Source organism: Pseudovibrio sp. Tun.PSC04-5.I4 (assembly GCF_900104145.1).
In the GTDB taxonomy this organism is placed as follows: domain Bacteria; phylum Pseudomonadota; class Alphaproteobacteria; order Rhizobiales; family Stappiaceae; genus Pseudovibrio.
Genome location: NZ_FNLB01000006.1, coordinates 3,090,662 through 3,116,201 on the forward strand (window position 1 = coordinate 3,090,662; position 25,540 = coordinate 3,116,201).

Below are 25,540 nucleotides of genomic sequence, written 5' to 3' on the forward strand. Positions count from 1 at the left end.
TTTAGTTGTTGTTTCGGTTCTGGCGAGAATTCGCGATGTAATCGATCTTGAAAAGATCAGGGTTTGTCTTGCCATTTTCTGTCACGTCGTAGATGGCAACGGATGTGTCGTAGCCTTGCGCATCACGAACAGTCCATTGCTTTAGCTTGTAATTTCTCGCATCGAAAATCAGCGTCAAACGGCCTGATGTGAAGCGTGTTTTGTCGTCGATGGTGATCGTAATGAGATCCGGTTCGACCAAAACTTCGCTTACATTGGCGTCCTTCTTCAGGTCTATCTGGTCAGCAAGGAGGAAGCGCAGCGGGGTTTGGGAAAGCGGCCAGATATCCTGCGTTTGCAGCTTACGGTCTTTCACGGAAACCATGTTGCCGTCGGCGATGATATCCAGAGTTGATGGCTTATTGTAATAGAAGCGCACTTTACCGGGGCGGCTGATGAAGAACTGACCTTCAACGCGTCCACCGGTTGGTCCGAACTGTACGAACTTACCGTGCATGTTACGGACAGTGTTGAAGTACTTGCTTACGGCATCAACAGCTTGAACATTGGAAAGGGCAACTGGTTGCGGCTGAGCTGTTTGAGCTGCGGATGGTCCAGCTGTTAAAGGTGCAGATCCAATGAAAAGCGCTGCCGCAAGAGCGAAGCTTCTGCCAATCGTACCAAAAGAGATCGCGGGCGATGCAATCATTTATAAAACTCCGCTGTCAAAACCTGTTCAACCGTAAGGCGAGTTGATTAACTCTTCTATAAATCGGCTCATGGTTCTTTGAGAACCTTTGTTGGAACGCTACGATTACCATAAGGCGAAGATGGGGCACATGCCCCAAATTTCACAATTAAAGCAGTTTGTATCAAATCCGGTTTAGCAAACCGATTCAACTCCTATTTACTGCGATTTCCGCCTTGAAATTACGCCTTAAAACTCTTCATTGCCTTCCGGAAGCAGGATTTCGCGTTTCCCGGCATGGTTCGCCGGGCTGATCATGCCTTCCTGCTCCATCCGCTCAATGAGAGATGCTGCGCGGTTGTAGCCAATGGAGAGGCGGCGCTGAATGTAGGAGGTGGATGCTTTGCGATCTCTTGCGACAATTGCAACAGCTTGATCAAACAGATCATTTGTTGCGTTGCCAGAGCCTTGTGTCAAAGCGTCGTAACCACCTTCGGATTCCGTTTCCTCAGTCACATCAGAGAGATAGGTTGGTGTTCCTTGCTCTTTGAGGTGTGCAACAATGTCTTCGACTTCCTCGTCGGCAACGAAAGGTCCGTGGACACGCTGGGTTCTGCCACCGGACGCCATGTAAAGCATGTCACCCATGCCGAGCAGCTGTTCTGCGCCCATTTCGCCTAGGATTGTGCGGCTGTCGATCTTGGAGGTGACCTGGAACGAGATACGCGTCGGGAAGTTTGCTTTAATGGTACCGGTGATGACGTCCACTGATGGGCGCTGTGTTGCCATGATAATGTGGATACCAGCTGCACGGGCCATCTGTGCCAGACGCTGAATTGCGCCCTCGATGTCCTTACCTGCAACCATCATCAGATCTGCCATTTCATCGACGACAACGACGATGTATGGCATTTTTTCCATTGGAAGTTCTTCTTCTTCGAAGATCGGTTCTCCGGTATTTTTGTCAAAGCCTGTTTGGACGGTGCGGGTAAAGCGCTCGCCCTTTTTCATGGCCTGCCCAATACGGGTGTTGTAGCCGTCGATGTTGCGCACGCCCGTCTTGGACATTTTCTTATAACGATCTTCCATCTCACGGACGGTCCATTTTAAAGCAACAACTGCTTTGTTTGGATCCGTCACCACAGGTGTGAGAAGGTGAGGAATGCCGTCATAGATGGACAGTTCCAGCATCTTTGGATCGATCATGATCATTTTGCACTGCTCAGGGCTAAGCCTGTAAAGCAGGGAAAGGATCATGGTGTTTACGGAAACAGATTTACCGGAACCTGTTGTACCAGCCACGAGGAGGTGAGGCATACGGGCGAGGTCGGCAATGACGGCTTCGCCATTAATGGTTTTACCAAGTGCCATTGCTAGTTTGGCTTTAGATCCGTGGAAATCAGCGGAATCCAGCAGCTCGCGGAGATAAACGGTCTCACGTTTGGCGTTTGGTAGCTCGATACCGATGGCGTTTTTGCCTGGAATAACCGCGACACGGGCGGAGATTGCGCTCATGGAACGGGCAATGTCATCAGCAAGGCCGATCACGCGGGAAGATTTGATGCCCGGTGCAGGTTCCAATTCGTAAAGCGTTACAACAGGGCCGGGACGGACGGCGATGATTTCACCGCGTACACCGAAATCACCAAGAACGCCTTCCAATATGCGCGCGTTTTGCTCCAGAGCGTCTTTGCTCAGGCGTTGCTTTCCATCCTGTTTTGGCTCTGAGAGCAAATCAATGGATGGGAGCTCAAACGGTGGCTGTTTGACGATTGCCTTGGTTTTGCGTTCCTGCGCGAATGGGCGAGGGACTGACCGGCCCGGAGCTGGTCTTTGTGCTTGCTGGGCTGCTGTGGCCTGCGCTTTAGCTGCCGGGCTTGCGATACCAATCGGCGCATGCGGTGTTCCAGCAAGATTATCCTGCTGAAGGCCATCGTCTTCATAGTGCTCCTCTGGCTCTACATTGTAGCTTTGGTCCGCATGGTTCTGAGGTTCTGCGTGGTCTGGTGCCCATTGCTCATCAGGGTAATGTTCGCCCTGTTGCTGAACGTATTGGTCGGCTTCATAAGCTGGTTCAAGCTGGGCGTCCGTTGGAGCTGACTGCATACTGGGTTCATAATAAACGCCAAGACCGTCATCTTCTTGAGGCATCAATTTAGCAGCAACCTTGCGGCGTAGGTTGGCAATCAGACCCGTTTTTGGTTGAGGCTCTTCGTCTTCAACATCATCTTCTTCCCAGTGTTGATCTGGTTGAGCTTCGTACTGCTCGTCCTCATAGTGCTCTTGCTGTGGCTGTTGAAGTTCTTGCTCTTGAGGTGTGGCGATGTACTTGTCTTCCTGCCAGTTCTGCTCAGTCACCAGTTTCCGTTTGAAAATAGTGCGCTGAATAGCGCTGGTTGCCATGAGCTTCCAATGGCTCAATGCGCCAATAACTGCATAATACCGGCTGTTTTCACCCTCAAAGTCATCATCCGCGTCTTCGTCGAATGGAAGCGCTTCGTGAGGTGTGTATTCATCCTCAACCTGCTCTTCAGGTTCAAACTCTTGCGGTACAGACTCCTTGCCGATCAAGCCTGACGCATAGGCCAGCAAACCAATAGCCGGCAGACCAAGACCGACGACGCCCGCCAGTGTTCTCAATCCGGTTGAAAGCTCAGGAAGAATTGTAGCAGGAAGGGCAAAAATCCAGTCACCCAGAAAACCGCCAAGACCCGTTGGAAGTGGCCAGCTTGGCGTCAACGGGATAGCTGCGAGACCACCAGCAAACAGAAGCGTCCCCACAATCCATGTGAGGAACCGTTTGCGGGTGACGCCGGTTGTGTATTTCAAGGACAGGCGCCAGCCCCAGATGAAGATTGGGACCAGAAACACAGCTGTTGCCAAACCGATTGTTTGCATTAGGACATCTGCAACAATAGCGCCGGTTCGACCCAATGCATTATTGATGTCTCCGTCGGTCACGTGGCTCAAACTTGGGTCAGTGATCGACCAAGTTGCGAGAGCTGCCGCCAGACAGACACCGACAATGAGGATCGCAGCGCCTCCAACGACGATCATGTTACTTTTTATAAAGCGCTTAATCGGGCTTTCTGTATCTGCGAGAGATACAGAGTGTCCATTGGGTCGTTGCATTGCAGCAGCCTGACGCATTCTTTTACTCCAAAGAGTCTAGTATTCTTCGGAAAGCTTCCTTGCTCACTTCCAAAGATTCAACAAGGGCAAGACGAATGTATTTGTCGCCGGGATTGGTGCCATCCGGCATATCAGCAGCGATGTAAGCTCCCGGCAGGACTTTCAACCCAACTTCACGCCACAGCTTTTCAGTTACTTCTGTGCCAGAGCCCCAGCGGGAGACGTCCAACCACAAGAAGAAGCTGCCATCTTTGCGAACGGAACCAAAGAGTGGTGAAAGGATTTCTTCTGCAGCATCGTACTTCTCATTGTAGAGACGACGGTTTTCGACCACATGCTCTTCTACACCGAACGCACGCACAGCCAGAGCCTGAATTGGTAATGGGACTTGCGGAGCGGCGACATTGCGGAAATCTGCAAAGAACTGGATGAAATCCGGGTCACCTGCAGCAAAGCCACACCGTGCGCCGGGTAGATTGGAGCGCTTGGAAAGAGAGTTGAACGCAACGACATTTTTCAGCGTTCCGTCAAGTGCTTCAGCCGCTTCCAAAATACCTGTTGGCGGTGTTTTGCGGTAAATCTCCGAATAACATTCGTCAGCGAACACCATGAAATTGTGCTTGCGTGCTAGTTTGATCAGCTGTTGCAAATATTCTATCGGGGCCACAGTGCCTTGTGGGTTTGCCGGAGATGCGAAGTAGAATGCAACGGTGCGATCCAGAAGTTCAGGATCGATTGCGTCCAGGTCAGGCAGAACACCATCCGCTGGTTCTGGTAGCAAAATTTCATCTGCCCCCGCAATGTGAGCACCAGCACCGTAGGATTGGTAGAATGGGTTTGGAAGAATAGCCGCAGGTTTCGCGCCAGTCTTTTGCAGATAGTCGCGGGCTGAAATGCAACCGAAGACAAGGCCTTCGCGAGATCCATTGAGCGGAATAACGCTCTTGTCCGGATCAAAGGCATCTGACAGACCAAATCTGCCTTTTAGCCATGTACCGACTGCAGCGCGGAATTCGTCAGTGCCACGAATTGCAGGGTACTTGCGGAAACCCGCCTGATTTTCATCAAGAACTTCAATAACAAAGCTCGGTGGCTCATGACGCGGTTCACCGATTGTCATGGTGATTGGATCGAGGCCCGGTTCAATGCCAGCAAGCTGCTGATTCAGCCGCTGAAACGGGTTCCCTCCGGATGGCTTTTTTTCAAGTTCATTAGTGGACACAATAATTCTCACAGGAATGGTTTTCAAAAAATGCTCTGGGCATCGAAATTCTAAGGTTTTTTGGTAAATTGCCTATTAACCAATTTACTGTGCGCTAAGCTGATTAGGTGTTTCTTCGGGTGTTTGTCATCCGATTTTTTAGAAGTGTCGGTTTTAATCTGCCCTAGGAGTTATATTTAAACTTAGGCCGGGATTTGTCGAAATGGCACAAACCACAGAAAATATTGAACCAGATCATATACATCTGGACTCCTATTTTGCGTTGTTGTTTTCCAAAACCAAGGGCGTGAAGCGGATCAGTCTTGCTGAGCTCAGAAATTATGAGTTTGAGAAGGGCGACTTTTATTGGGCGTATCTTCAAAGAATTGCGGCGCGAAATCAGGATTTTCTGGAAGCGGCCGGTCTGGATTCCTGTGACATTGAAGAATTGCTGGCGCGCGAGGTTCGTCCACATTGTCATGTCCGGGCTAAGGGGGCGTTTATTGCGATCAATGCCTTTAATGAATTACCTGAAAAAGAAAGTGGAGACATGGAGTGTGTCCATGTCTGGATTGACGCGACAAAAATTATTTGTATCTGGCACGAGTCTCTAGATGTTTTTACTAGTCTTGTTGAAAGTTTTAAGGCCCGCGTGCCGCCCGAAAGTCCAGCAGCTTTTTGGGCGCGGCTTGTGCTGGCCATTGCTGAGCGTGCGGAAGACATGGTGGAGGCGCTGCGCGACCGGATTGATCACTTGGAAGATGTGGTTCTGGAAACTGGTGATCATCCGTGGGAGAGCGAGCTTGCTCAGGTTCGTCGGTTAGCGACCATTATTCGCCGCAGTATGTTGGTGCATCTGGATACTTTGCGGAATTTTGAAATTGAAGACTTTAGCTGGGTTGATCGGGTCAATAAACGGCGTGTGAGAGAAGCAGGAGACCGGGCGCTCCGTATCGCAGAGGAGATGGATGCAATACGGGAAAGGGCGGAAATTATTCATGATCAGATCATGTTTAAACGAACTCAGGCCACCAACCGTTATATGCTGATGCTCGCTGCCATTGCTGCGGTGTTTCTTCCGCTTAGTTTTGTGACGGGGCTTTTGGGTATCAACGTTGGTGGAATACCTGGAAGCAACGACCCAATCGCTTTCACAGTGGTCACCGCAATTTTGGTGGGTGCAGGAGTCGGGCTTTTCGTGATCATCAGATGGTTTAAAATCTTCTGAGCGTTAAAAGTCGCTGGTGATGCCTTTAACTTCCCAATCGTTGTAACGGGCGGGATCCAATCCACCACGACCATTTAACTCTGTCGGCCTTGCATCTTGCGCCGCGTCCATTTCGGTGCGGCGGGCTTCTGCTTCCATCAATGCACGCTGCGCTGCGGGTGGCAGGTCTTCGAAGTTCCGCTTCTTTGGTTTTTCATCAACTTGCTCAGAGGTGGTAACCTCCTGTGCTTTGAAGTTCTCGACGGCAGATTTATTCTCTGTATCCATTTTCTTCACCGATAGCTGATGCTGCTTTTGTGCGGCTAAGCTTGTTTTTGCTTTTTGGAGCTACCACTTATGCAGGTAGTGGTCGTTTCATAATAGTCACGTAAGATTAGATATAAGCGTGAGCACTTGTATTTTGCAATGGGTCCTGTGTCCATTGGTGAGACGCTGGCAAGTTTTGTCGTTTTGAGTGAATAGATTGGAGATGAGAAACAATGAACTATGTACGGACGGGCATGCTGCTTGCGGCGATGACTGCTTTGTTTATGGGCATTGGCTTCTTGATTGGCGGCCAGACCGGCATGGTGATCGCTTTGCTGATCGCTGGCGGAATGAATGTCTTCTCCTATTGGAACTCAGACCGCATGGTCCTTGCCATGCACCATGCGAAGGAAGTGGATGAGCGTCAGGCTCCCGAGCTTTATAGTATGGTTCGCACTATGGCAGCGCGGGCAGAATTGCCAATGCCTAAGGTTTATGTGATCAACAACCCGCAACCCAACGCTTTTGCTACGGGCCGTAATCCGGAAAATGCTGCTGTTGCGGCAACAACTGGCTTGCTTGATGCCTTGAGCAAAGAAGAAGTTGCAGGCGTTATGGCGCATGAATTGGCGCACGTGAAAAACCGTGACACGCTGATTATGACCATTACAGCGACAATAGCCGGTGCGATTTCGATGCTGGCAAACTTCATGTTTTTCTTTGGTGGAAGTCGTAATAATCCGCTCGGGTTTCTTGGAAACATCCTGATGATGATCCTTGCGCCTCTGGCGGCTTCACTGGTTCAGATGGCTATTTCTAGAACACGTGAGTATGCAGCAGATCGTATGGGCGCTCAAATTTGTGGGAACCCGTTGTGGTTGGCCTCAGCACTGCAAAAGATTGCCGGTGGCGCTGCGCGTGTTGTGAATGAAGATGCGGAGCAAAACCCTGCAACGGCACATATGTTTATTATCAATCCGTTGTCTGGTCAGAACATGGATAAGTTGTTCTCAACACACCCGAATACAGAGAACCGGGTTGCAGCTCTTCGTCAGATGGCGGTTGAGGGTGGATTTACGGAGAGCAGAACAAGTTCAAGAGGCGATCATTTTGGTGTTCGCGATACGCCACAAGCTCAGCGTGAAACTCAACGGCCAAGTGGTCCATGGGGGGCTGCTGGAAGAACAGGAACTCGCGGCGGCTCTCATTCCTCAGGCTCAAAAGAGCCTCGTAAGCCGAAAGGGCCTTGGGGTTAATGCGGTAAAACACTCACATTTGCTGAGTTAATTGGCCGGTGTTTACCAGAATAATTTTTCTTAGTTCCAAAATTGTCTTTGCAATAATGAAGGTTCTGTGGTTACCCATCAGGATTGATTGCCCCGTATGCGGTTGTAACTGGCAGTAAACAGCCAAATTTTCTACTACATGCGGATGAAAACGATCAGGATTATTTCCTGATTTATGTAGCAAAAATGCTACTCAAATAGAATGGTTGGCGCCTGAGTTAATGGCGACACTCTCTGAAATACACGGGTCAAGTATGAGCGCAGAGCGTAATAACACATCCTCCCAGAACAGAAACTCCGAGTTCAAAGGGAGAAAACGTTCTGACGCATCAAGGCACCGCGACAATGACGGCAATGCGTACGAAGCGGACAATGCTGAAGGCGGCTTCCACGATCCGGGATATGCATCCCGTAAAGCTGCGACGGACTTGCTTGGCAAGGTACTGACCAAACGTATGCCTTTGGATGGCGAGCTTGATCTCAACAATGGCCATCCAGGATATAAACGTCTTGAACTGAATGATCGTGCGCTGGTGCGGGCAATTCTTGGCACAGCCCTGCGCCGTCGTGGGCAGATTCAGGATGTGATTGATAATTTCCTTGATCGTCCAATCCCTGAAAAAACTGGCCGTGTGCAGGATATCCTGCATGTGGCGATGGCGCAGCTGTTCTTTATGTCTGTGCCAGATCACGCTGCTGTTTCTCTTGCTGTTACGCTTGCTGGCCGTGATAGCCGGGCAAAACCCTACAAGAACCTCGTGAATGCAGTGTTGCGCCGTGCAACCCGCGAGGGCGCTGCGCTCATTGCTGAGCAGGATGCTGAGAAGTTGAATGCGCCGGAGTGGATGTTTACGCGCTGGTGTGAAGTTTACGGCGAAGACGTTGCCCGCGGAATGTCCGCTGCTCACATGCAAGAGCCTTATCTGGATCTCAGCGTTTCTGCTGACCGTGATGAGTGGGCGGAGAAGCTGGGCGGGGAAGTTCAACTTGGTTACTCCGTGCGTTTGGTGCCAGATGGGGCTATTGATAAACTGGCTGGCTTTGAAGAAGGCAAGTGGTGGGTTCAGGATGCTGCAGCAGCCGTTCCAGCTCGTTTGCTGGGTGATATCAAAGGCAAAACTGTTGCTGATTTGTGTGCTGCACCAGGTGGTAAAACCATGCAGCTTGCTGCTGCCGGTGCAGATGTAACAGCCATCGATATTTCTGCTCGCCGTTTGCAGCGCCTCACCCAAAACCTTCAGCGTGTTGGGCTTGAAGCGGAAACGGTCGTTTCTGATCTTCGCGAATATGTGCCAGTTGGTCTGTTTGATGCGATCCTTCTGGATGCGCCTTGTTCTGCAACAGGCACCATTCGCCGACACCCTGATGTTGCGTGGCTAAAGCGTGATGAGGATGTTCTCAAACTCGCCGAGTTGCAATATGGGCTTTTGGAAAAAGCCCTTGGCTGGCTGAAACCGGGCGGCACACTCGTCTATTGCACCTGTTCATTGGAGCAGGAAGAGGGCGAATTGCAGATCCAGCAGCTGCTGTTGGAACACCCTGAGGTTCAACGCGTTCCTGTAGAAGCTGAGGAACTTGGCGGACTTGCTGAGGCAATAAACTCTCAAGGCGACTTCCGTGCGATGCCGGGGCAGAACAGTTCTTCTGGCAAAACTTCTGGTGGTCTGGATGGATTTTATGCAGCCCGTTTGCGCCTCTCTTAAAAAGAGGTGGTATAATGTCGTTGGCTATTTGCGCAAAGTGGGCATGGTTAACGAGATTTAAACGGCTTAGGCGCAAACCATTCATTAAGTTTCATCAGTGGAGATCACGAGAGGCATGACGTTCGCGGTGATGTCCGAGAGGCTGAGAATACTTAGCCTTTTGTCACAGAATATGGCGCAAACCGGTCTGAATTGGGCTCAAGGGGGATCGTTTTTCCGCCTGTTCTCTTTTGGGAGCGCGCCATCACGCTTACTCATTGCTCCTCAGGATTTGCGTACTGCAGATGCCACCAACGCCGCTGATATTTACGCGGGGCGATTCTTATTCGCCGGGCATCTGGTTGAGGTTGGTGGGCAATCTCCGTTTGATGTTGAGCCACCAAACCTACCATGGGCCAAAGCTTTACACGGGTTTTCGTGGTTACGTCATCTTCGTGCAGCAGAAACCAACATGGCGCAACAAAATGCGCGTGCGCTGGTTGAGGACTGGATCAAGACGTGTGGCCGCTGGCACGATGATGGCTGGATGCAGGAAGTTGTTGCGCGCCGGGTGTTGAGCTGGATGGCGCAATCTCCGTTATTGCTTGAGGGTTGTGAAGCTGATTTTTACCGCAGCTTTATGCGCTCGCTTTATCGGCAGGTGCGCTTCCTCCGCCGGACGATGAACAAAGCGCCTGACGGCTTGCCTCGGTTAACTGTTGCAATGGCGATTGCTTGTGCGACTGTCTCCATGGATGGGCAAGGGCGGCACGTTAAACTGGCTCTTAAAAAGCTTGATCAAGAACTTAAGCGTCAGATTTTGCCTGATGGCGGACATATTTCGCGACATCCAGGTGCGATCATTGAGATCCTCGTTGACCTTCTGCCGATCCGACAGGCTCTTGTCATGCAGGGACAAACTGTGTCTCCGGTCATGATGGAATCGATTGATCGGATGATGCCGATGATCCGGTTCTTTCGGCATGGTGATGGCTCCTTTGCGCATTTTAACGGCATGGCATCCACTCCAGGTGACGTTGTTGCGACTATCCTTGCGTATGATGACGCACGTGGAACGCCACCGTTAAAGGCTCCCCATTCCGGGTATCAACGTTTGACCGGTGGTGACAGCCTTGTGATGATGGATGTTGGGACACCGCCACCAACGCGGTATTCTAACAGTACTCATGCTGGTTGCTTGTCCTTCGAATTTTCTTCCAAGAGAAACCGTGTGATCGTGAACTGTGGTGTTTCCACACGCGAGCAATTGGCTTGGAAGATGGTCGCGCGGTCTACTGCAGCGCATTCGACAGCAGGCATTGGTGATGCATCGTCTTGCCGTTTCCTTACCTCATCGCGGTTTGACAAGGTGCTTGGGAATCCGGTTCTTTTTGGTCCCAAAGACGTGCCTGTTGAGCGGTTGGATACGGACCTGTCTGATCGCGTGATAGCGAGCCATGATGGATATGTCGATCGGTACAATATCATCCATGAGCGTGACCTGACGCTTTCACGTGATGGTACGGTTTTAGATGGGATTGATCGCTTTAAACCTCTGACTGATTTGGTTGAGGAAGAAGCTGTTACTATTCGCTTCCATCTGCACCCGCAGGTGAAATGCTCCATGTTGACGTCTGGCGATATTGCTATTTTGCAATGTGCGGATGGAGAAGCATGGGAGTTTACGGCTGACGGATTTGAGTTCTCTATCGAGGAATCAATTTATCTCTCAGACGTCTTCGGTCATCGGCAAACACAGCAAATTGTTATAGGACTTGCCGTTAAAGAGAGCCAAAGCGTGACTTGGATGTTGCGGAAGACCGCTTCTGGCAAAGTAGGGCGGAAGACCTAACGTCACTGCTCGTCAGCGATTTTAAGTCGCTGTAAACTGCTCCTAAAGGTTACCCGGCAAACGTCTTTGCATCCATATTAAATGGGTTCCCACGGCTGTTAATAAGTGTTATTTGGCGGGCGTCTAATCCCGTTCATTTCCTCATCTAGAGAATAAGGCTTTTCCCCTATGGCCGTTGTCTCCAAAGGCGTTCCGATACCTGATCTTGTATCGGTTAAGCGTGCGCTTCTTTCTGTTTCCGATAAGACTGGTCTTGTAGAATTTGCCAAGGCTCTGTGTGAGCGTGGTGTTGAGCTTGTCTCAACCGGTGGAACTCGCAAGACCATTGCGGAGGCTGGCCTCACAGTTAAAGATATTTCTGAGGTAACTGGTTTCCCTGAAATTATGGATGGCCGTGTGAAAACACTTCATCCAATGGTGCACGGTGGTTTGTTGAGCATTCGCGATGATGCTGAACATGTTGCTGCAATGAATGAGCACGGTATTACTGGTATCGATCTGCTCTGCGTGAACCTTTATCCCTTTGAAGAAACAGTCGCTTCTGGCGCTGATTACGCCAACGGTGTTGAGAATATTGACATTGGCGGCCCTGCGATGACGCGTGCTGCTGCGAAGAACCATGCTTATGTGACGACTGTGGTTGATCCTTCTGATTATGAAGAAGTGATCGCTGCATTGGATGCAAATGCTGGTCAATCTCCAATTGCATTGCGTAAAAAGCTGGCTCAAAAGGCGTTTGCTCGTACTGCTGCCTATGATGCTGCTGTTTCCAATTGGATGGCCGCTCAAATTGGTGAAAGCGCTCCAGACTACCGCGCAATTGGTGGTCAGCTGAGCGAAGTGATGCGCTACGGCGAAAACCCGCATCAGGCCGCTGGTTTCTATGTCACCGGAGAGAAGCGTCCGGGCGTGGCGACTGCGCGTCAGGTGCAGGGCAAGCAGCTTTCTTACAACAACATCAACGATACGGATGCTGCGTTTGAGCTGGTGTCTGAGTTTGATCCGGCCCGCACCGCTGCTGTTGCTATTATCAAGCACGCAAACCCATGCGGTGTTTCTGAAGCGGCGACACTGAAGGAAGCCTACGTGAAGGCTTTGGCGTGTGATCCGGTTTCTGCTTTCGGTGGTATTGTTGCGCTGAACGGTACGTTGGATGCAGATGCCGCTGCTGAGATCACGAAGGTCTTCACTGAGGTGATTATTGCTCCTGATGCGACTGAAGAAGCGATTGCACTGGTTGCGAAGAAAAAGAACCTGCGTTTGCTTTTGACCGGTGGTCTTTCTGATCCACGTGCCGAAGGCTTGTTTGTGAAAACTGTGTCCGGCGGCATGTTGGTCCAGAACCGCGATAATGGTGTGGTTGATGACCTTGAGCTTAAGGTTGTGACCAAACGCGCGCCAAGCGAGCAGGAACTTAGCGATCTGAAAATGGCGTTCCGTGTTGGCAAACACGTGAAGTCCAATGCGATTGTTTACGTAAAAGACGGCGCGACGGTTGGTGTTGGTGCTGGCCAGATGAGCCGTATTGACAGTGCTCGTATTGCTGCGCGTAAAGCTGAAGATGCTGCGGAAGCGGCTGGCTTGGCTGAGCCGCTCACCAAAGGCTGTGTTGTTGCTTCCGATGCGTTCTTCCCGTTCGCTGATGGTTTGCTTTCTGCAGCTGAAGCTGGTGCAACCGCTGTTATTCAGCCGGGTGGTTCCATGCGTGATGACGAAGTGATCAAAGCTGCTGATGACGCAGGACTGGCGATGGTCTTCACTGGAATGCGCCACTTCCGCCACTAAGTATTTACTTGAGACTTAAAACTCAGAGCCTTCGCAGGTCATGCTTGCGAAGGCTTTTTTATTGGGTCACTGGTTTTATGCATTCCTGCAATTCAATCCTTAAATGCCCGAGGTAATATGGAAGGGAATAACAATAGGCGTTTAAGCGCCAATAATTGCGCACGGTGTAAATGCAGCGGGAATCTTTCAAACTAAAATCGTATTTGGCCTCTGATAAATGGGTTGAGTTTGTAGCCGACTATTTTGTTTGGTTTATCGCCGGGTACTTCATTCTCCAAACAACCATAAGATATTTTGCATCCCCCGTTCTGGGTCTTGATGAAGCTGAGCAGATTATTGCCAGTCAGACTTTTCAGCTTGGCTATGGTCCGCAACCACCGCTGTATACGTGGCTTACTATTTTGTTCTTTTCTGTTTTCGGAAAAGGGTTGTTTGCGACTGCTTTTCTGAAAAACCTCCTTCTGTTTTTGGGCTATTTAGCTGTTTGGCTCAGTGCCAGAAAAGCGGCGGACAAAACGCTTGCTGCAATTGGGACCGCCTCGCTTATATTTCTTCCGCAGATCTCCTGGGAATCTCAGCGAGCGCTCAGCCATTCGGTTTTGATGTTCGCGTGTTCTGCATGGACGCTCTATATCTTCGTGCTTTGCATAGAGAAGCCAAATTGGTGGCGTGCCCTTGCGTTTGGTGAGATTGTCGCGTTGGGGGCAATGTCAAAATACAACTACTTTTTCTTGCTGGCAGCGCTGCTGGTGTCTGCGGGTTTGATCCCGAAGGCGCGAAAATTCCTCTTGTCTAAATATGCGATCTGTTCTGCATTGATTGTTGTTGTGTTGCTCATTCCTCCTGCGTTTTGGATGTTTGAAAATCAGGATCTTATTTACTCACGGGTTCATAAGTTTGGACTAGAGAAAACAGAGCGGCATTTTGCAACGGGACTGGTGTCTCTGGCTGCAGCTGTCACACAGTTCGTCGCTGTTGCCGTGGTGCTTTATGCCGGTGCTTGGATTAGCCGTTTTTACTGGAGTGGTGATGAGCAGGTAGATCAGTATGTGAACGAGCCTATACGTTTGCTGATAACGCTGATTGTTGTCTTCGGGCTTACTATTACAGCCGTGTCGGTTTTTGCCAGTGGAGCTACCGTTGTTAAAGACAGGTGGCTGCAACCCGTCTTATTCCTTGCACCACTGGCTGCTGCTCTTTGGATCTTTTCCGAGGTTTCCATGCGGCAGACGAAAATGCTTTTCGGCAGCGCGGGGGCGTTGGCCGTATTGATCTGTGTTCTAATCCCGCTGAACTTTGTGTTTGGGAACTTCAAGAAACCGAGTGCTCATTCTCTGCCATCTTTGGCAATTGTAGATACGCTCTCTCAATATGGCGTCAGAAGCGTTTTAACGACTTCCCATAGTTTGGCGGGAAACGTTGGTGACCTTAGGCCTGAGTGGTCTATCAGCATACCTGAGTACTCTGGGCTGGGAATAGTCTATCCGATGCCCATTGCCGTGTTGTGGAAAGGGCACTCTCAAGACGTTCCTGCTAATCTCGCTGCACTCTATGAGAAATTGGAGGGAGTGCCTTTGCCGCGTGCTGAGGTCCATAGGGAAGCTACGCCTTATCTCAATTGGTCAGAATACCCTTTTGATTACAGTTTCATTGTCATTGGTGGCAAAAGTCAGAGTGCAGAGGCCAGTCGTTAAAGAGCGGGTAAGGTCGCTGTTCAGCTTTTATTTGAATAACGAGTTCAGAGAAATTGGACTGCTGTTGGAAAGAAAAATTTAGGCGCTTTTGTGAGTTCTTTCCAAATCGCACTGATTGCCTTGTTTCAACAACACAAAATCCAGATTAGCTCCCTAAGCTCAATTCAGGTTTTGTTTTGGCTAGGAGCTTTTTATGTGTTGGATGTGTAATGACAAGTCAGAGTTGATTGGCTCTCCGCAACGGCGTCAGTTTTTGAAGACGGCGGGTGTGTTTGGGGCTGCTTTGGCTACGGGTGGGGTTTCTGCTCTTTCTTCTGCTACAGCGCAGGAGCCTCCTATTCCCAAAAACGACATTGGTGGTGATGAAGCTCTTAAGCGCCTTGTGGAGGGCAATAAGCGGTACACCAACGGTGATATTACGCCTGCCGATTTTTCCAGTACGCGGGCGGCCTTAGCGGGTGGGCAAAACCCTTTTGCTGCTATCCTTGGGTGTTCGGATTCCCGTGTTGCTCCCGAGCTTGCTTTTGATACTGGACGAGGGGACTTGTTTGTTGTTCGTGTTGCTGGAAATGTGGTGACGCAGGAAGGCATCGCCAGTCTGGAGTATTGTGTGGAAGTGCTTGGCACTGAGCTTATTATGGTGTTGGGTCATGATAAGTGCGGCGCTGTTAAGGCTGCTATTTCCTCCGTTCAAAGTGGTAATCAATTCCCGGGTCACATTCAAAACCTCGTGGAGTTGTTGAAGCCTCCGGTTCAAAAAGGGCTGGCCGAGAAGGGCAATGTGCTGGTCAATGCGATCAAGGCGAATGTTGAATGGGGTGTGCAGGGCTTGCAGCAAGCTTCGCCTATTCTGGATAAGCGCTTCAAGGCTGGCACGCTTAAAATCGTTGGTGGCATTTACGATCTTGATAGTGGTGCTGTGAAACTGGTGGGCTAACCCCGAGAGCCGAGAATTCCCATGGTTGTTCCTATTTTCAGAGTTGCCAAGGTTGATGATGTTTCTGCACTGCTGGCGCTTGAGGCGCATTATATGGCGGAGCTGGAGCCGAAAAACTTTGAGCGGTGGAGGGCTGCAAAGGCGACCCACCGCAAGCGGATCGAGATGATGTTGATCCGCACTTTTGTGGCTGAAATGGCTGATGAGATTGTTGGCTACTGCTATTGGGGGCTGCACAAGGAAAAGGCCCATATCTTCAACATGTATGTCCATGCCGATTTCCGTCGGTATGGGCTGGCCAAGTGCCTTCTTGAAAGGACCGAAGAGGATATCCTCAAGAAGGGGTTTAGCCTTTGGACGTTTTGCCCGCTTAGCACGCAGCCTGCGAAGGTGTTTATTGAGCAGCTTGGCTATCAGCTTCAGCGTGATGATGGGGAACACATGCATATGGTGAAGGAGCGTGCTGGTTGAGTTGCCATGACTAAGCATTGAACAAGCACGATAAACACCGCAGGGCGCGCCGTGCAGTGTGGAAGCCGTTAACCCGAGAAACGGGATGGCAAGGCGAGCAGGCGGTGCCTGCGCATTTGGTTTTAATGAGTCTTCGGCAGCGGCTGGTCACCTTGCCTGGACACTTTGGTGTGAAGCACTCGACTCTCATCCCGCAAGACGCGTTGCCCAGTTTCCCGAGGCCGCTAGACGCCAAACAGTTTGATCCCTACCCCTCAGGCCATGCGGTCTCGCCCAAGGTTCGCTTCACCGGACTCCCCAAAAGATACGTTACCTCTTTTGGCTCGCCCCGTCCTGCCCACGACTGGTGACGGACGGCCCGCCACAGCCCGTGTTCGTGAGCACTGGTTAAGAATAGGGTAGGCGCTTGGGGAGGGGGATAAGATTTTGTGACGCCTCTGAGGCGAGAAGACTACGGCCTCTGAGTAACAAGATTGGCCAGCTCGATTACCAACGCTTCGGCAATCAGATGCTAGCCTGCGGAAAGGGGTGGCCCTCCGCAGGCCAGCAGGACACCCATTGAGGGTGGAGCAAGGTGTTAGAGGCCCGCCCTCGGGTGCCGATTATCAGGAAGCTGTTGAGATGTTAATTGGCTGCGGATGAGCGACCCGCTTCAAAGTTCCGCAGGTTTTTTGCAGGTCTTCCAGGCGGTCATTAAAGGCGTTATGCAGAGTGAACAAAGCATCGCGTTCGCTGCTGGTCTGCATCCTCTCACTCAGCACAATTTGCTGAATGTAGCTGAGGTTTTGCAGATCTGAGACAGCGACGAGAACTTCGTCAATTTCGTTTTGGAGAGTGTTTGTGGCGCCACAGGCGCATGCTGGGTCGGTCATTTTCAAAGCCTCGTTGTTGGCTGTTGAAGGACCACACGACAACGGGCTTTCTACGCCCCGCTGGCGAGCGGGAGGGTAGAAACCTGACAACGACAGGCGGGTTTATTCCCCTCCGAAGAGAGTATTGTATTCACCGCCCTCCCACTCATAGCAAAAGGATTGCGCACTTAGAAAAAGGCACAAAAAATCCGCCAGTTAACGGGAGCGGTTACCGCGTTGAGAGGTTTCTACGCCTCACTTATGAATGTGGAATGAAACGGTGCCTTTGTCAAACTGACAGTTTTGACGAGGGTGTGGATGGAGGGGGCTTTGCACATGGTATGAGTGAGTTGGGCTAAATGCCGCCGTATGTCAATGCTGAGTCAAATTTCCCCACATGTGCTGGACGGAAAGTCCTCAGTTTGAGTATTTGGTGACCAGCCTTGTCTGTGGGTCTAACTCTCCTTTTTGGGTGGCCTGCCGCGTCGTTTTGGTGGTGGAGGTGGAGCTATTGAAGCGTTAGCCCGTACGTGCTCTGGCATGAGGTCCGCATGGCTGCGCAACCGATAACTAGCACCTTCGATCTGGATGACGACGGCATGATGCAAAAGCCGATCGAGAAGGGCTGTGGCAATAACGCGATCACCAAAGATCTCCCCCCATTCCGCAAAGCCACGGTTTGAGGTGAGGATCATGGATCCCTTTTCATATTTGGCATTGACGAGCTGGAAGAACAAGTTTGCTCCCCCATTGGTAATTGGCAGATAACCGATTTCATCGACGATTAGCAGTGAAGTTCGTGCAAAGAAGCGTAGTTTCTCAGTCAACCGCCCTTCTTTTTCAGCTTTTGCCAAGGCTTCGATGAGGTGAGCTAAAGCAATGCGATACACCCGTTTACCCGCTTTAACGGCTGCAACCCCAAGAGCAGTTGCCAGATGGCTCTTTCCTGTACCAGGTGGACCGAGAAAGTGTACCACTTCATTGCGAGTGATGAACTCCAGTTCGGCTAGAGCCATGATGCGATCCCTGTCCAGCGAGGGCTGGAAGGTAAAGTCGAAGCTTTCCAGTGTTTTTATCGGAGTAAGCCGCGCTGTCGTCAGGGCGACGCCGATACGGCGGCCCTCGCGTGTTGAATATTCTTCATTGAGCAGAGAATCCAGGGCCTCCAGTGCCGTGAGTTCCCCTTGTTCCAATTGGCTCAGCGTGTGGTCGAGCACCTCTAAAGCCCGCGGCATTTTTAAGCCTACCAGTGAAGACTGAATGCGTTTACTGAGCGAACTCATGGCTTACCTCCAGTACTGGCAAGTCGTTGGCCTACCGCTTCATAGAACTCCAGTGGGCGTTGGTTTACACCGCTGTGTTTGGTTGGCTCCGCAGCCAGACGACGGCGCTGTGTTGCCCGTGGAGGAGCCTTGCGATGGCATGGATCAACCCGGCGCTGGTTCTTTCCCTCCATGACCGGATGGGTGGCGATGAGCTGACCGTTTTCATAGATGCGCACCTCTTGCGGGTGATGCTGGACTTCGACCATCCGTTTCTTAACGGTGTCCGGCACTGAATAAAGATTACCTCCAACGGAGACCATGCCATCACGCGTGACCCGCCGCTCCACCAGTAAAACAGCATCATAAGGGTGCGCTGGCAAAGGGATCAGAGCGGGCTGTTCCTCTCCAAAGACCTCGCCCACCACACGGTTGGTGGTGGCATGAACACGGGCATTGGCAATTTCCTTGCACCAGCGTGTGAACTGGGCATTAAGATCGTCCAGATCGCGGAACGTACGACCAAGGAAGAAATCCTGCCGGATGTAACGAAATGGCCGCTCCACCTTGCCCTTGGTTTTGGCCCGGTAGGGCTGGCAGGCATCCGGCTGAGCGCCATAATGGTCCAGAAGAGCGACAAGAGCAGGATTAAAAAGAACAGTGCCATCTGGCTCCTCTCCCAGAACGGCTGTCTTCATGCGATCATACAGGACTTCCAGTGTCGCTCCGCCGAAGACCTCAAAGGCCGCGATATGACAACGCAGGACTGTCTCTAGTTTTTGATTGGCACAATAGCGCCCCCACAAAAACCGTGAATTACTCAGCACCATTGAAAACAAAAAGACTTTTCGCACCACATCTGGTTCACTGGTGAACTCCACCTGAAACTCAGCAAAATCTACCTGTGCCTGCTGGCCTGGTGCTGTCTCAAAGCGCCGTTCAAATGCATGCGGAGGAGCTGGACGGATCAGGCGAAGATATTCCGTTACAGTGGAGTAACCGCCCTTAAACCCCAGTGTCTTCAGCTCACGAAGCAAGCGCCGGGCAGATAGACCGGGAAACCGCTCCAGTCGCTCAAGTAAATAGCCTTTGTATTCCTCCAGTACACGCCCGTCACGCTGGCGGGGGCCGTAGACAGGAGCTTCAAGGCCTTGGTGTAAGTATTTGCTGACCGTCTTTCTATCCAGCCCGGCTTTGCGCGCTATGGCACTTACAGACAGTCCCTGCTGCTTCAAATTATGGATCATTACGATCTTCCCTAGATTGACCACTCCTCCACACCCCTTCTTTCCAACAGGAACGTAGAGGAGAGTTTGGCCAACTTTTGTTTGAAGGGGCATGCCCCTTCAAACAAAAGTCAAAGCTGAAAAAGTGGGGAATTTTCAACCAGCGCTTTTGGGGAGAATACATCCAGCACTGACACCGTATCCATCTGAAGATGGGAACACTCTCCACCCCACTCAAACGTCATCCAATATTTCTCCTAGGCCGTCATCCCGCACTTGATGCGGGACCTAGAGCCACACCCACCAACACCTGCGCCCTCGACTCTGGTTCCCGGCTCGGGGGCCGGGATGACGGGGGTGGAGTGAGCTAATATTCAGCCAGATTTTGGAACACTTTGTTTATTGAATTTTTTAGCTGCAATTTGAAGTTGTTAATATTAATATCTCAATTAATATAAATGCTCTAGGGAGCTACACATGAGCTTCGAAGATGACCTAAGTGCTCTTTTTTCTCATAACCCATCTGGTCCATTTCTCTTTGTCGGATCTGGGTTTTCTCGGCGATATATCGGCCTAGAGACTTGGGAAACATTATTAGAACGGTTTTGCGTGGGGGGGACGCCATTTGCGTATTACAAAAGTTCAGCAGATGGGAAACTTCCCAAAGCTGCGAGTTTATTAAGTAAAGACTTTCATGAGCTTTGGTGGAAAGACCCGAGTTTTTCGGAAAGTCGGGAGAAGCTCTCTGAAAAAGTAACTGACAAAACGTCTCCACTGAGACTTGAGATTTCACAATATGTGAAATCCCGAGATATCATCCTGCCAGCTTCTGAAAATTTGGAGCAAGAGATAGAGCTGCTCAAAGGGTGCAATGTTGATGGTGTAATAACGACGAATTGGGATCTGCTGCTGGAGAATTTGTTTCCGAAATACAAGGTCTACATTGGTCAAGGCGAACTGCTTTTTTCTAATCCGCTTAATATTGGTGAGATTTATAAGATTCACGGTTGTAGTACTAGGCCAGAAAGTCTCGTTCTAACTGCAGAAGATTATTCTGACTTTAATGATAGAAATACCTATCTTGCTTCAAAATTGATAACTATATTTGTCGAGCATCCAATTGTATTTATCGGTTACCGGGTTGGTGATGATAATATTCAGGAGATACTTAGGTCTATTGCGGGTTGTATTGGCAATGATAAAATTCATGAACTTCGGAACAACTTAATCTTCCTTGACAGAAATGAGCCAAGTACTGGGCCAACGATTGAAAAATCTGAACTTGTGTTTGGTGGCACTCATGTACCGTTTAAGGTCATTAAATCTTCGAATTTTGCTCCAGTTTATGAAGCTATTCGGGCATGTGAAAGAAAGCTACCTGCGCACGTTCTTCGCTTTTGTAAAGAACGCGTATTTGACTTAGTCCAGTCTTCAGAAGCGAGCGAAAAGCTAGCTGTGATGGAATACGAGGAAATTGAAGACTCCCCAGATGTTGAAGTTGTTTTCGGCATTGGTATTCGCAAGAAACTTGGTGAAGTCGGTTACAAAAAAATAAAAGTTGATGATGTATGCGAAGATGTCTTACTAGACAAAAAGCGCTACGATCCAGAAATGTTGGTTCGTAATACTATTCCAGAAATTCTAAAGTCAGCCAAATATGTTCCAGTCTTTAAGTATTTACGCGCTTTACAGATTACAAGCACTGAAGAGTATCACCAACTTGGGGTCAATATTAAAGATTTTGCCCAAAGGGTAACAGGGGATTTATTCCGGAGAAATTGTGGTCACGACACGAAGAATTTTGGAGGAATGACTTTCCGCGAGTTTTTTGAGGTCGCTAGCGATAATGATATCTTATTTAGGCTGCCATTAGTAGGTGGTGAAGATATTGATGTGCTCGAGCAAGAATTGCGTAGGAGGTTGCCCGAGCTTGATAGTGGTGTGAACATTTCTCAATTTCGTAAGGTGATCTGTTTCTTGGATTGGAAAAAATACGGTTTTTATGTTGAAGAACGAGTTATTGAAGCCGCTTAAAACCCACAGTGCTTGGCGGCCAAGGCCCTGACCTCACATTATGGCTGCTCTGGATCCCGGATCTGCGCTTTGCTTGTCCGGGAAGACGGAAGTGCGTGGGGTGAGGCGTGGAGTACTTCTCAGGTGTCATCCCGCACTTGATGCGGGACCCAGTGATCTTTTATCCCTCATAACGCTTTATTTATTTCGTGACGTTGCAGCAGTTTGTGGTTCGCGGAATACTTAGGTAGGGCGTTTATTATGATGAGTATGAGCCGGCTGTTGAGACTGTTGCTTGTAGCACCAGACGACGAGTTAAATTTAGTTTGAGTTGGATGGGCTTGAGAGTTTGGCTCTGGGTCCCGCATCAAGTGCGGGATGACGGTTGATCGTGAATTTCCGGAGTCAGTGAAGCCGTGCTCCTGTCCCCGTGAAATTTTGCCCTTCATATCGCTCTAGTAATTTTGTGTTGTTGTGGCCGTTCGTGGTTCGCAGCACAGTGGGGTATGGCGTTTTATGTCTACATTCTTGCGAGTAAGAGGAATGGGACGCTCTATACGGGCGTGACCAATAATTTGGCACGCCGTGTTTATGAGCATCGGGAGAAGGTGACGGTTTCCTTTACGGCTCGCTATGGCGTTTCCATGCTTGTTTATTACGAGGAGTATGAGCGGGTTGTTGAGGCGATTGCGCGTGAGAAGGTGGTTAAGCGCTGGAGGCGGGCGTGGAAACTGGATTTGATTGAAGGGCTTAATCCGACTTGGCGGGATTTGTATTTGGAGCTGGCTTGAGGGCTTGGCGCTGGGTTCGGGATTTCGCGTTGCTTATCCATGTGGGGTGGTGGAGTGGAGATGCTGGTGTGTGTGGCTCTGGGTCCCGCATCGCGCTTCGCTTGTGCGGGATGACGGCGGGGGGAGTTTGTGCGGGTGAAGTGAGGGGGGAGTTTGTGTGGGATGTCGGCGGGGGAGTTTGTGCGTGATGGCGGCAGGGGAGTTTGTGTGGGATGGCGGTGAGGGAGCGTTAGGTGATCGATGGGTGAAGATAAGCTAAGAAACAACGGGCCCCGTGAAGGGCCCGTTGTTGTTTCGTGTAGCTGTTTGAGAAGCTTAGCTGTTTACGAGGTTGCGGAGCACGTAGTGTAGGATGCCGCCGGCTTTGATGTATTCCAGCTCGTCTTCTGTATCGATGCGGCAGAGCACTTCGATGGCTTTCTTGGTGCCGTTGGCGAATTCAACCTGAATGTCGACAGTCTGGCGTGGCTTAAGGTCTGCAACGCCTGTGATTGTCACTTTTTCAGTGCCGTCGATGCCGTGGGACTGCCAGCTTTCGCCTTCTTTGAAGGTGAATGGAAGAACGCCCATGCCAACAAGGTTGGAGCGGTGAATACGCTCAAAGGACTGTGCGATTACAGCGCGAACGCCGAGAAGCTTCGTGCCTTTTGCTGCCCAATCACGAGAAGAGCCGGTGCCGTATTCTTTACCAGCAAATACAACAAGCGGAGTGTCTGCTTCTTTGTATTCCATACAAGCATCGTAGATCCATGCCTGTTTGCCGTCCTTCATGGTAACGCCGCCTTCAACACCAGAAACCATCTGGTTCTTAATGCGGATGTTAGCGAAGGTGCCGCGCATCATAACTTCGTGGTTGCCACGACGGGAGCCGTAGGAGTTGAAGTCTTTCGGCTCAACACCATTTGCTGCCAGATACTCGCCTGCTGGGCTTGCTGCTTTAATCGCGCCCGCTGGGGAGATGTGGTCAGTTGTGATGCTGTCGAGGAACAGACCCATGACTGCTGCACCATGAACATCGGTGAGCGGCTTAGGCTCCATGGTCATGCCTTCGAAGTAAGGCGGGTTTTGCACGTAGGTAGAAGCGTCTGGCCAGCCGTAGGTCATGCCGCCTTCAACCTTGATGCCCTGCCAGTGCTCGTCGCCTTTGAACACATCGCCGTAACGCTCTTCAAACATCTCTTGCGTGATGGACGTGCGGATCAGGTCTGTGATCTCTTCGGTGGTTGGCCAGATGTCTTTCAGGTAAACTGGGTTACCATCCTGATCGTCGCCAAGAGAGTCAGTCGCAACGTTGATATTCAGGGACCCTGCGATTGCGTAGGCAACAACCAATGGCGGAGATGCCAGGTAGTTTGCACGAACGTCCGGGTTCACACGGCCTTCGAAGTTACGGTTACCAGACAGAACGGAACACGCGACGAGGTCGTTGTCGTTGATGGACTTAGTGATCTCAGGAGCAAGCGGGCCGGAGTTGCCGATACATGTTGTACAGCCGTAACCGGTGAGGTTGAAGCCGAGTGCATCAAGGTCTTTCTGGACCTCAGCTTTTTCAAGGTAATCAGTTACAACCTGAGAGCCGGGAGCCAGTGAGGTTTTCACCCAAGGCTTTACTTTGAGGCCTTTTGCGAGTGCCTTACGTGCCACAAGACCAGCACCGATCAACACAGATGGGTTGGAGGTGTTGGTGCAAGAGGTGATCGCAGCAATCACAACATCGCCATTGCCGAGGTCGTGGTCACGGCCTTCAACAGCAAAGCGGGTTGCTTCTTCGCCAGCTTTTTTGAACTCATCCGCCATGGTTTTAACAAAGCCGGTGGCTGCGTCGGACAGGGAGATACGGTCCTGAGGGCGCTTTGGTCCGGCGATGGATGGAACAACGGTGGAGATGTCCAGCTCAAGAGTGGCAGTGAAGGCTGGCTCAGCAGAGGAGCTATCGCGGAACATGCCCTGAGCCTTGGAGTAGGCTTCAACCAGCGCAATACGCTCAGCATCACGGCCAGTGGCCTTGAGGTACTTGAGGGTGTCGCCATCAACCGGGAAGAAGCCACAAGTTGCGCCGTATTCTGGCGCCATGTTAGCGATGGTTGCTTCATCTTCCAGAGACAGATTGTCGAGGCCCGGGCCGAAGAATTCTACGAACTTGCCAACAACGCCCTGTTTGCGGAGCATTTCAACAACGGTCAGAACCAAATCGGTTGCGGTGATGCCGTTTGCCAGTTGGCCGTTGAGCTTGAAGCCAACAACTTCCGGGATCAGCATGGAGATTGGCTGGCCGAGCATTGCAGCTTCAGCTTCAATTCCGCCAACACCCCAACCGAGAACTGCAAGGCCGTTCACCATGGTTGTGTGGGAGTCGGTGCCTACAAGCGTATCCGGGTAGGCTACGGTTTCGCCGTTTTCTTCCTTGGTCCAGACAGTCTGTGCAAGGTACTCAAGGTTGACCTGGTGACAGATGCCAGTTCCTGGAGGAACAGCGCGGAAGTTATCAAACGCAGACTGACCCCAGCGCAGGAATTCGTAACGCTCACCGTTGCGCTCATATTCACGCTCAACGTTGAGTGCGAAAGCAGAGGTGGTGCCGAAGTAGTCAACCATGACTGAGTGATCGATAACGAGATCAACAGGAACCAGCGGGTTTACTTTTTGCGGGTCGCCGCCGAGGTTCACCGCAGCATCGCGCATAGCAGCGAGATCAACAACAGCTGGAACGCCGGTGAAGTCCTGCATCAGCACGCGTGCCGGGCGGTAAGCGATTTCATGGGTGGACTTGCGTGTGCCGAGCCATTCAGCGATTGCCAGAATGTCTTCTTTGGTGACCGTGCGACCATCTTCAAAGCGCAGCAGGTTTTCCAGAACAACTTTCAGGGAATTCGGCAGTTTGGAAACGCCGGTGAGGCCGTTCTTCTCTGCTTCTGGAATGGAAAAGTAAGTGTAGGTCTTATCGCCGACTTGCAGCGTTTGCTTGGCCTTAAAACTGTCTAGAGACTGTGACATTCGGCGATCTCCTAATTGCGCGTTTACAGCTGGTAAAACGCGAAGCTTTGATCTCTGGATTTGCCTTAGTGGCATAAGGCAATTGACGAACCCTTGATGAGTTCAGATCTGGCCAATTTCCACTAAAAAGCGCTTTGCGTGCTCTGTTGATGTTCATCAGCTCTTAGTTGTTGTCCCTAATAGCGTTATTCCGCGGATCGATCCAGATGCAGTCCCTTGGGT

Annotated in this window: 18 protein-coding genes; 10 read left to right on the top strand and 8 right to left on the bottom strand. The window is 50.8% G+C overall.

Annotated elements, in window-relative coordinates; all coding sequences use genetic code 11:
• Nucleotide 1 precedes the first annotated feature (1 nt).
• The 3 genes from BLS62_RS19630 to BLS62_RS19640 all read right to left on the bottom strand — a co-directional run bounded on the left by BLS62_RS19630 (nucleotide 2) and on the right by BLS62_RS19640 (nucleotide 5,021).
• On the bottom strand, nucleotides 2-688 hold the full coding sequence (locus BLS62_RS19630; RefSeq protein ID WP_093184333.1) for an outer-membrane lipoprotein carrier protein LolA: 687 nt from the start codon (nucleotides 686-688) through the stop codon (nucleotides 2-4).
• Nucleotides 689-916: 228 nt separating this feature from the next.
• The gene (locus BLS62_RS19635; RefSeq protein ID WP_093184337.1) at nucleotides 917-3,817 is read right to left on the bottom strand and encodes a DNA translocase FtsK; all 2,901 of its coding nucleotides are present in this window, start codon (nucleotides 3,815-3,817) and stop codon (nucleotides 917-919) included.
• A gap of 4 nt (nucleotides 3,818-3,821) precedes the next feature.
• Nucleotides 3,822-5,021, bottom strand: a complete 1,200-nt coding sequence (locus tag BLS62_RS19640; protein WP_093184342.1) for an aminotransferase class I/II-fold pyridoxal phosphate-dependent enzyme — start codon at nucleotides 5,019-5,021, stop codon at nucleotides 3,822-3,824.
• A 202-nt stretch (nucleotides 5,022-5,223) separates the two neighbouring features.
• On the opposite strand from BLS62_RS19640, the gene BLS62_RS19645 reads away from it, so the two are divergent.
• Nucleotides 5,224-6,228, top strand: coding sequence for a CorA family divalent cation transporter (locus BLS62_RS19645; protein WP_093184347.1), 1,005 nt, complete (start codon nucleotides 5,224-5,226; stop codon nucleotides 6,226-6,228).
• 3 nt (nucleotides 6,229-6,231) lie between these two features.
• On the opposite strand, the gene BLS62_RS19650 is transcribed toward BLS62_RS19645, so the two are convergent.
• Entirely contained in the window at nucleotides 6,232-6,495 is a 264-nt protein-coding gene (locus tag BLS62_RS19650; protein ID WP_093184352.1) for a DUF1674 domain-containing protein, read from the bottom strand.
• Between the two features lie 212 nt (nucleotides 6,496-6,707).
• Here BLS62_RS19650 and htpX point away from each other — a divergent pair, with 212 nt between their 5' ends.
• From htpX to BLS62_RS19685, 7 genes are all read left to right on the top strand, one after another.
• Nucleotides 6,708-7,730, top strand: coding sequence for a zinc metalloprotease HtpX (htpX, locus tag BLS62_RS19655; RefSeq protein ID WP_093184357.1), 1,023 nt, complete (start codon nucleotides 6,708-6,710; stop codon nucleotides 7,728-7,730).
• 284 nt (nucleotides 7,731-8,014) lie between these two features.
• Nucleotides 8,015-9,463: a 16S rRNA (cytosine(967)-C(5))-methyltransferase RsmB gene (gene rsmB / locus BLS62_RS19660; RefSeq protein WP_093184362.1), complete on the top strand. Its 1,449-nt coding sequence runs from the start codon at nucleotides 8,015-8,017 to the stop codon at nucleotides 9,461-9,463.
• A gap of 115 nt (nucleotides 9,464-9,578) precedes the next feature.
• The gene (locus BLS62_RS19665) at nucleotides 9,579-11,294 is read left to right on the top strand and encodes a heparinase II/III family protein (protein WP_208990973.1); all 1,716 of its coding nucleotides are present in this window, start codon (nucleotides 9,579-9,581) and stop codon (nucleotides 11,292-11,294) included.
• A gap of 168 nt (nucleotides 11,295-11,462) precedes the next feature.
• Nucleotides 11,463-13,079, top strand: a complete 1,617-nt coding sequence (gene purH / locus BLS62_RS19670; protein WP_093184372.1) for a bifunctional phosphoribosylaminoimidazolecarboxamide formyltransferase/IMP cyclohydrolase — start codon at nucleotides 11,463-11,465, stop codon at nucleotides 13,077-13,079.
• Nucleotides 13,080-13,282: 203 nt separating this feature from the next.
• On the top strand, nucleotides 13,283-14,773 hold the full coding sequence (locus tag BLS62_RS19675; RefSeq protein ID WP_208990974.1) for an ArnT family glycosyltransferase: 1,491 nt from the start codon (nucleotides 13,283-13,285) through the stop codon (nucleotides 14,771-14,773).
• A gap of 202 nt (nucleotides 14,774-14,975) precedes the next feature.
• The gene (locus tag BLS62_RS19680) at nucleotides 14,976-15,710 is read left to right on the top strand and encodes a carbonic anhydrase (RefSeq protein WP_093184382.1); all 735 of its coding nucleotides are present in this window, start codon (nucleotides 14,976-14,978) and stop codon (nucleotides 15,708-15,710) included.
• Nucleotides 15,711-15,731: 21 nt separating this feature from the next.
• The gene (locus BLS62_RS19685) at nucleotides 15,732-16,181 is read left to right on the top strand and encodes a GNAT family N-acetyltransferase (protein WP_093184386.1); all 450 of its coding nucleotides are present in this window, start codon (nucleotides 15,732-15,734) and stop codon (nucleotides 16,179-16,181) included.
• Nucleotides 16,182-16,786: 605 nt separating this feature from the next.
• On the opposite strand, the gene BLS62_RS19690 is transcribed toward BLS62_RS19685, so the two are convergent.
• The 3 genes from BLS62_RS19690 to istA all read right to left on the bottom strand — a co-directional run bounded on the left by BLS62_RS19690 (nucleotide 16,787) and on the right by istA (nucleotide 19,565).
• Nucleotides 16,787-17,053 (bottom strand): hypothetical protein, encoded by a 267-nt coding sequence (locus BLS62_RS19690; RefSeq protein ID WP_093184389.1) that lies wholly within the window; start codon nucleotides 17,051-17,053, stop codon nucleotides 16,787-16,789.
• A gap of 434 nt (nucleotides 17,054-17,487) precedes the next feature.
• The gene (gene istB, locus BLS62_RS19695) at nucleotides 17,488-18,315 is read right to left on the bottom strand and encodes an IS21-like element helper ATPase IstB (protein ID WP_093175407.1); all 828 of its coding nucleotides are present in this window, start codon (nucleotides 18,313-18,315) and stop codon (nucleotides 17,488-17,490) included.
• Entirely contained in the window at nucleotides 18,312-19,565 is a 1,254-nt protein-coding gene (istA, locus tag BLS62_RS19700) for an IS21 family transposase (RefSeq protein ID WP_093176930.1), read from the bottom strand. The genes istB and istA overlap by 4 nt, the downstream gene beginning before the upstream one ends.
• Before the next feature lie 432 nt (nucleotides 19,566-19,997).
• On the opposite strand from istA, the gene BLS62_RS19705 reads away from it, so the two are divergent.
• Nucleotides 19,998-21,554 carry an SIR2 family protein gene (locus BLS62_RS19705; protein WP_093184393.1) on the top strand — a complete coding sequence of 519 codons (1,557 nt, stop codon included), beginning with the start codon at nucleotides 19,998-20,000 and terminating at the stop codon, nucleotides 21,552-21,554.
• Nucleotides 21,555-22,039: 485 nt separating this feature from the next.
• Nucleotides 22,040-22,324, top strand: coding sequence for a GIY-YIG nuclease family protein (locus tag BLS62_RS19710; protein WP_093184396.1), 285 nt, complete (start codon nucleotides 22,040-22,042; stop codon nucleotides 22,322-22,324).
• Nucleotides 22,325-22,639: 315 nt separating this feature from the next.
• Here the strand turns inward: BLS62_RS19710 and acnA are convergent, their stop codons facing one another.
• Nucleotides 22,640-25,318: an aconitate hydratase AcnA gene (gene acnA, locus BLS62_RS19715; RefSeq protein WP_093184401.1), complete on the bottom strand. Its 2,679-nt coding sequence runs from the start codon at nucleotides 25,316-25,318 to the stop codon at nucleotides 22,640-22,642.
• Nucleotides 25,319-25,540 lie beyond the last annotated feature (222 nt).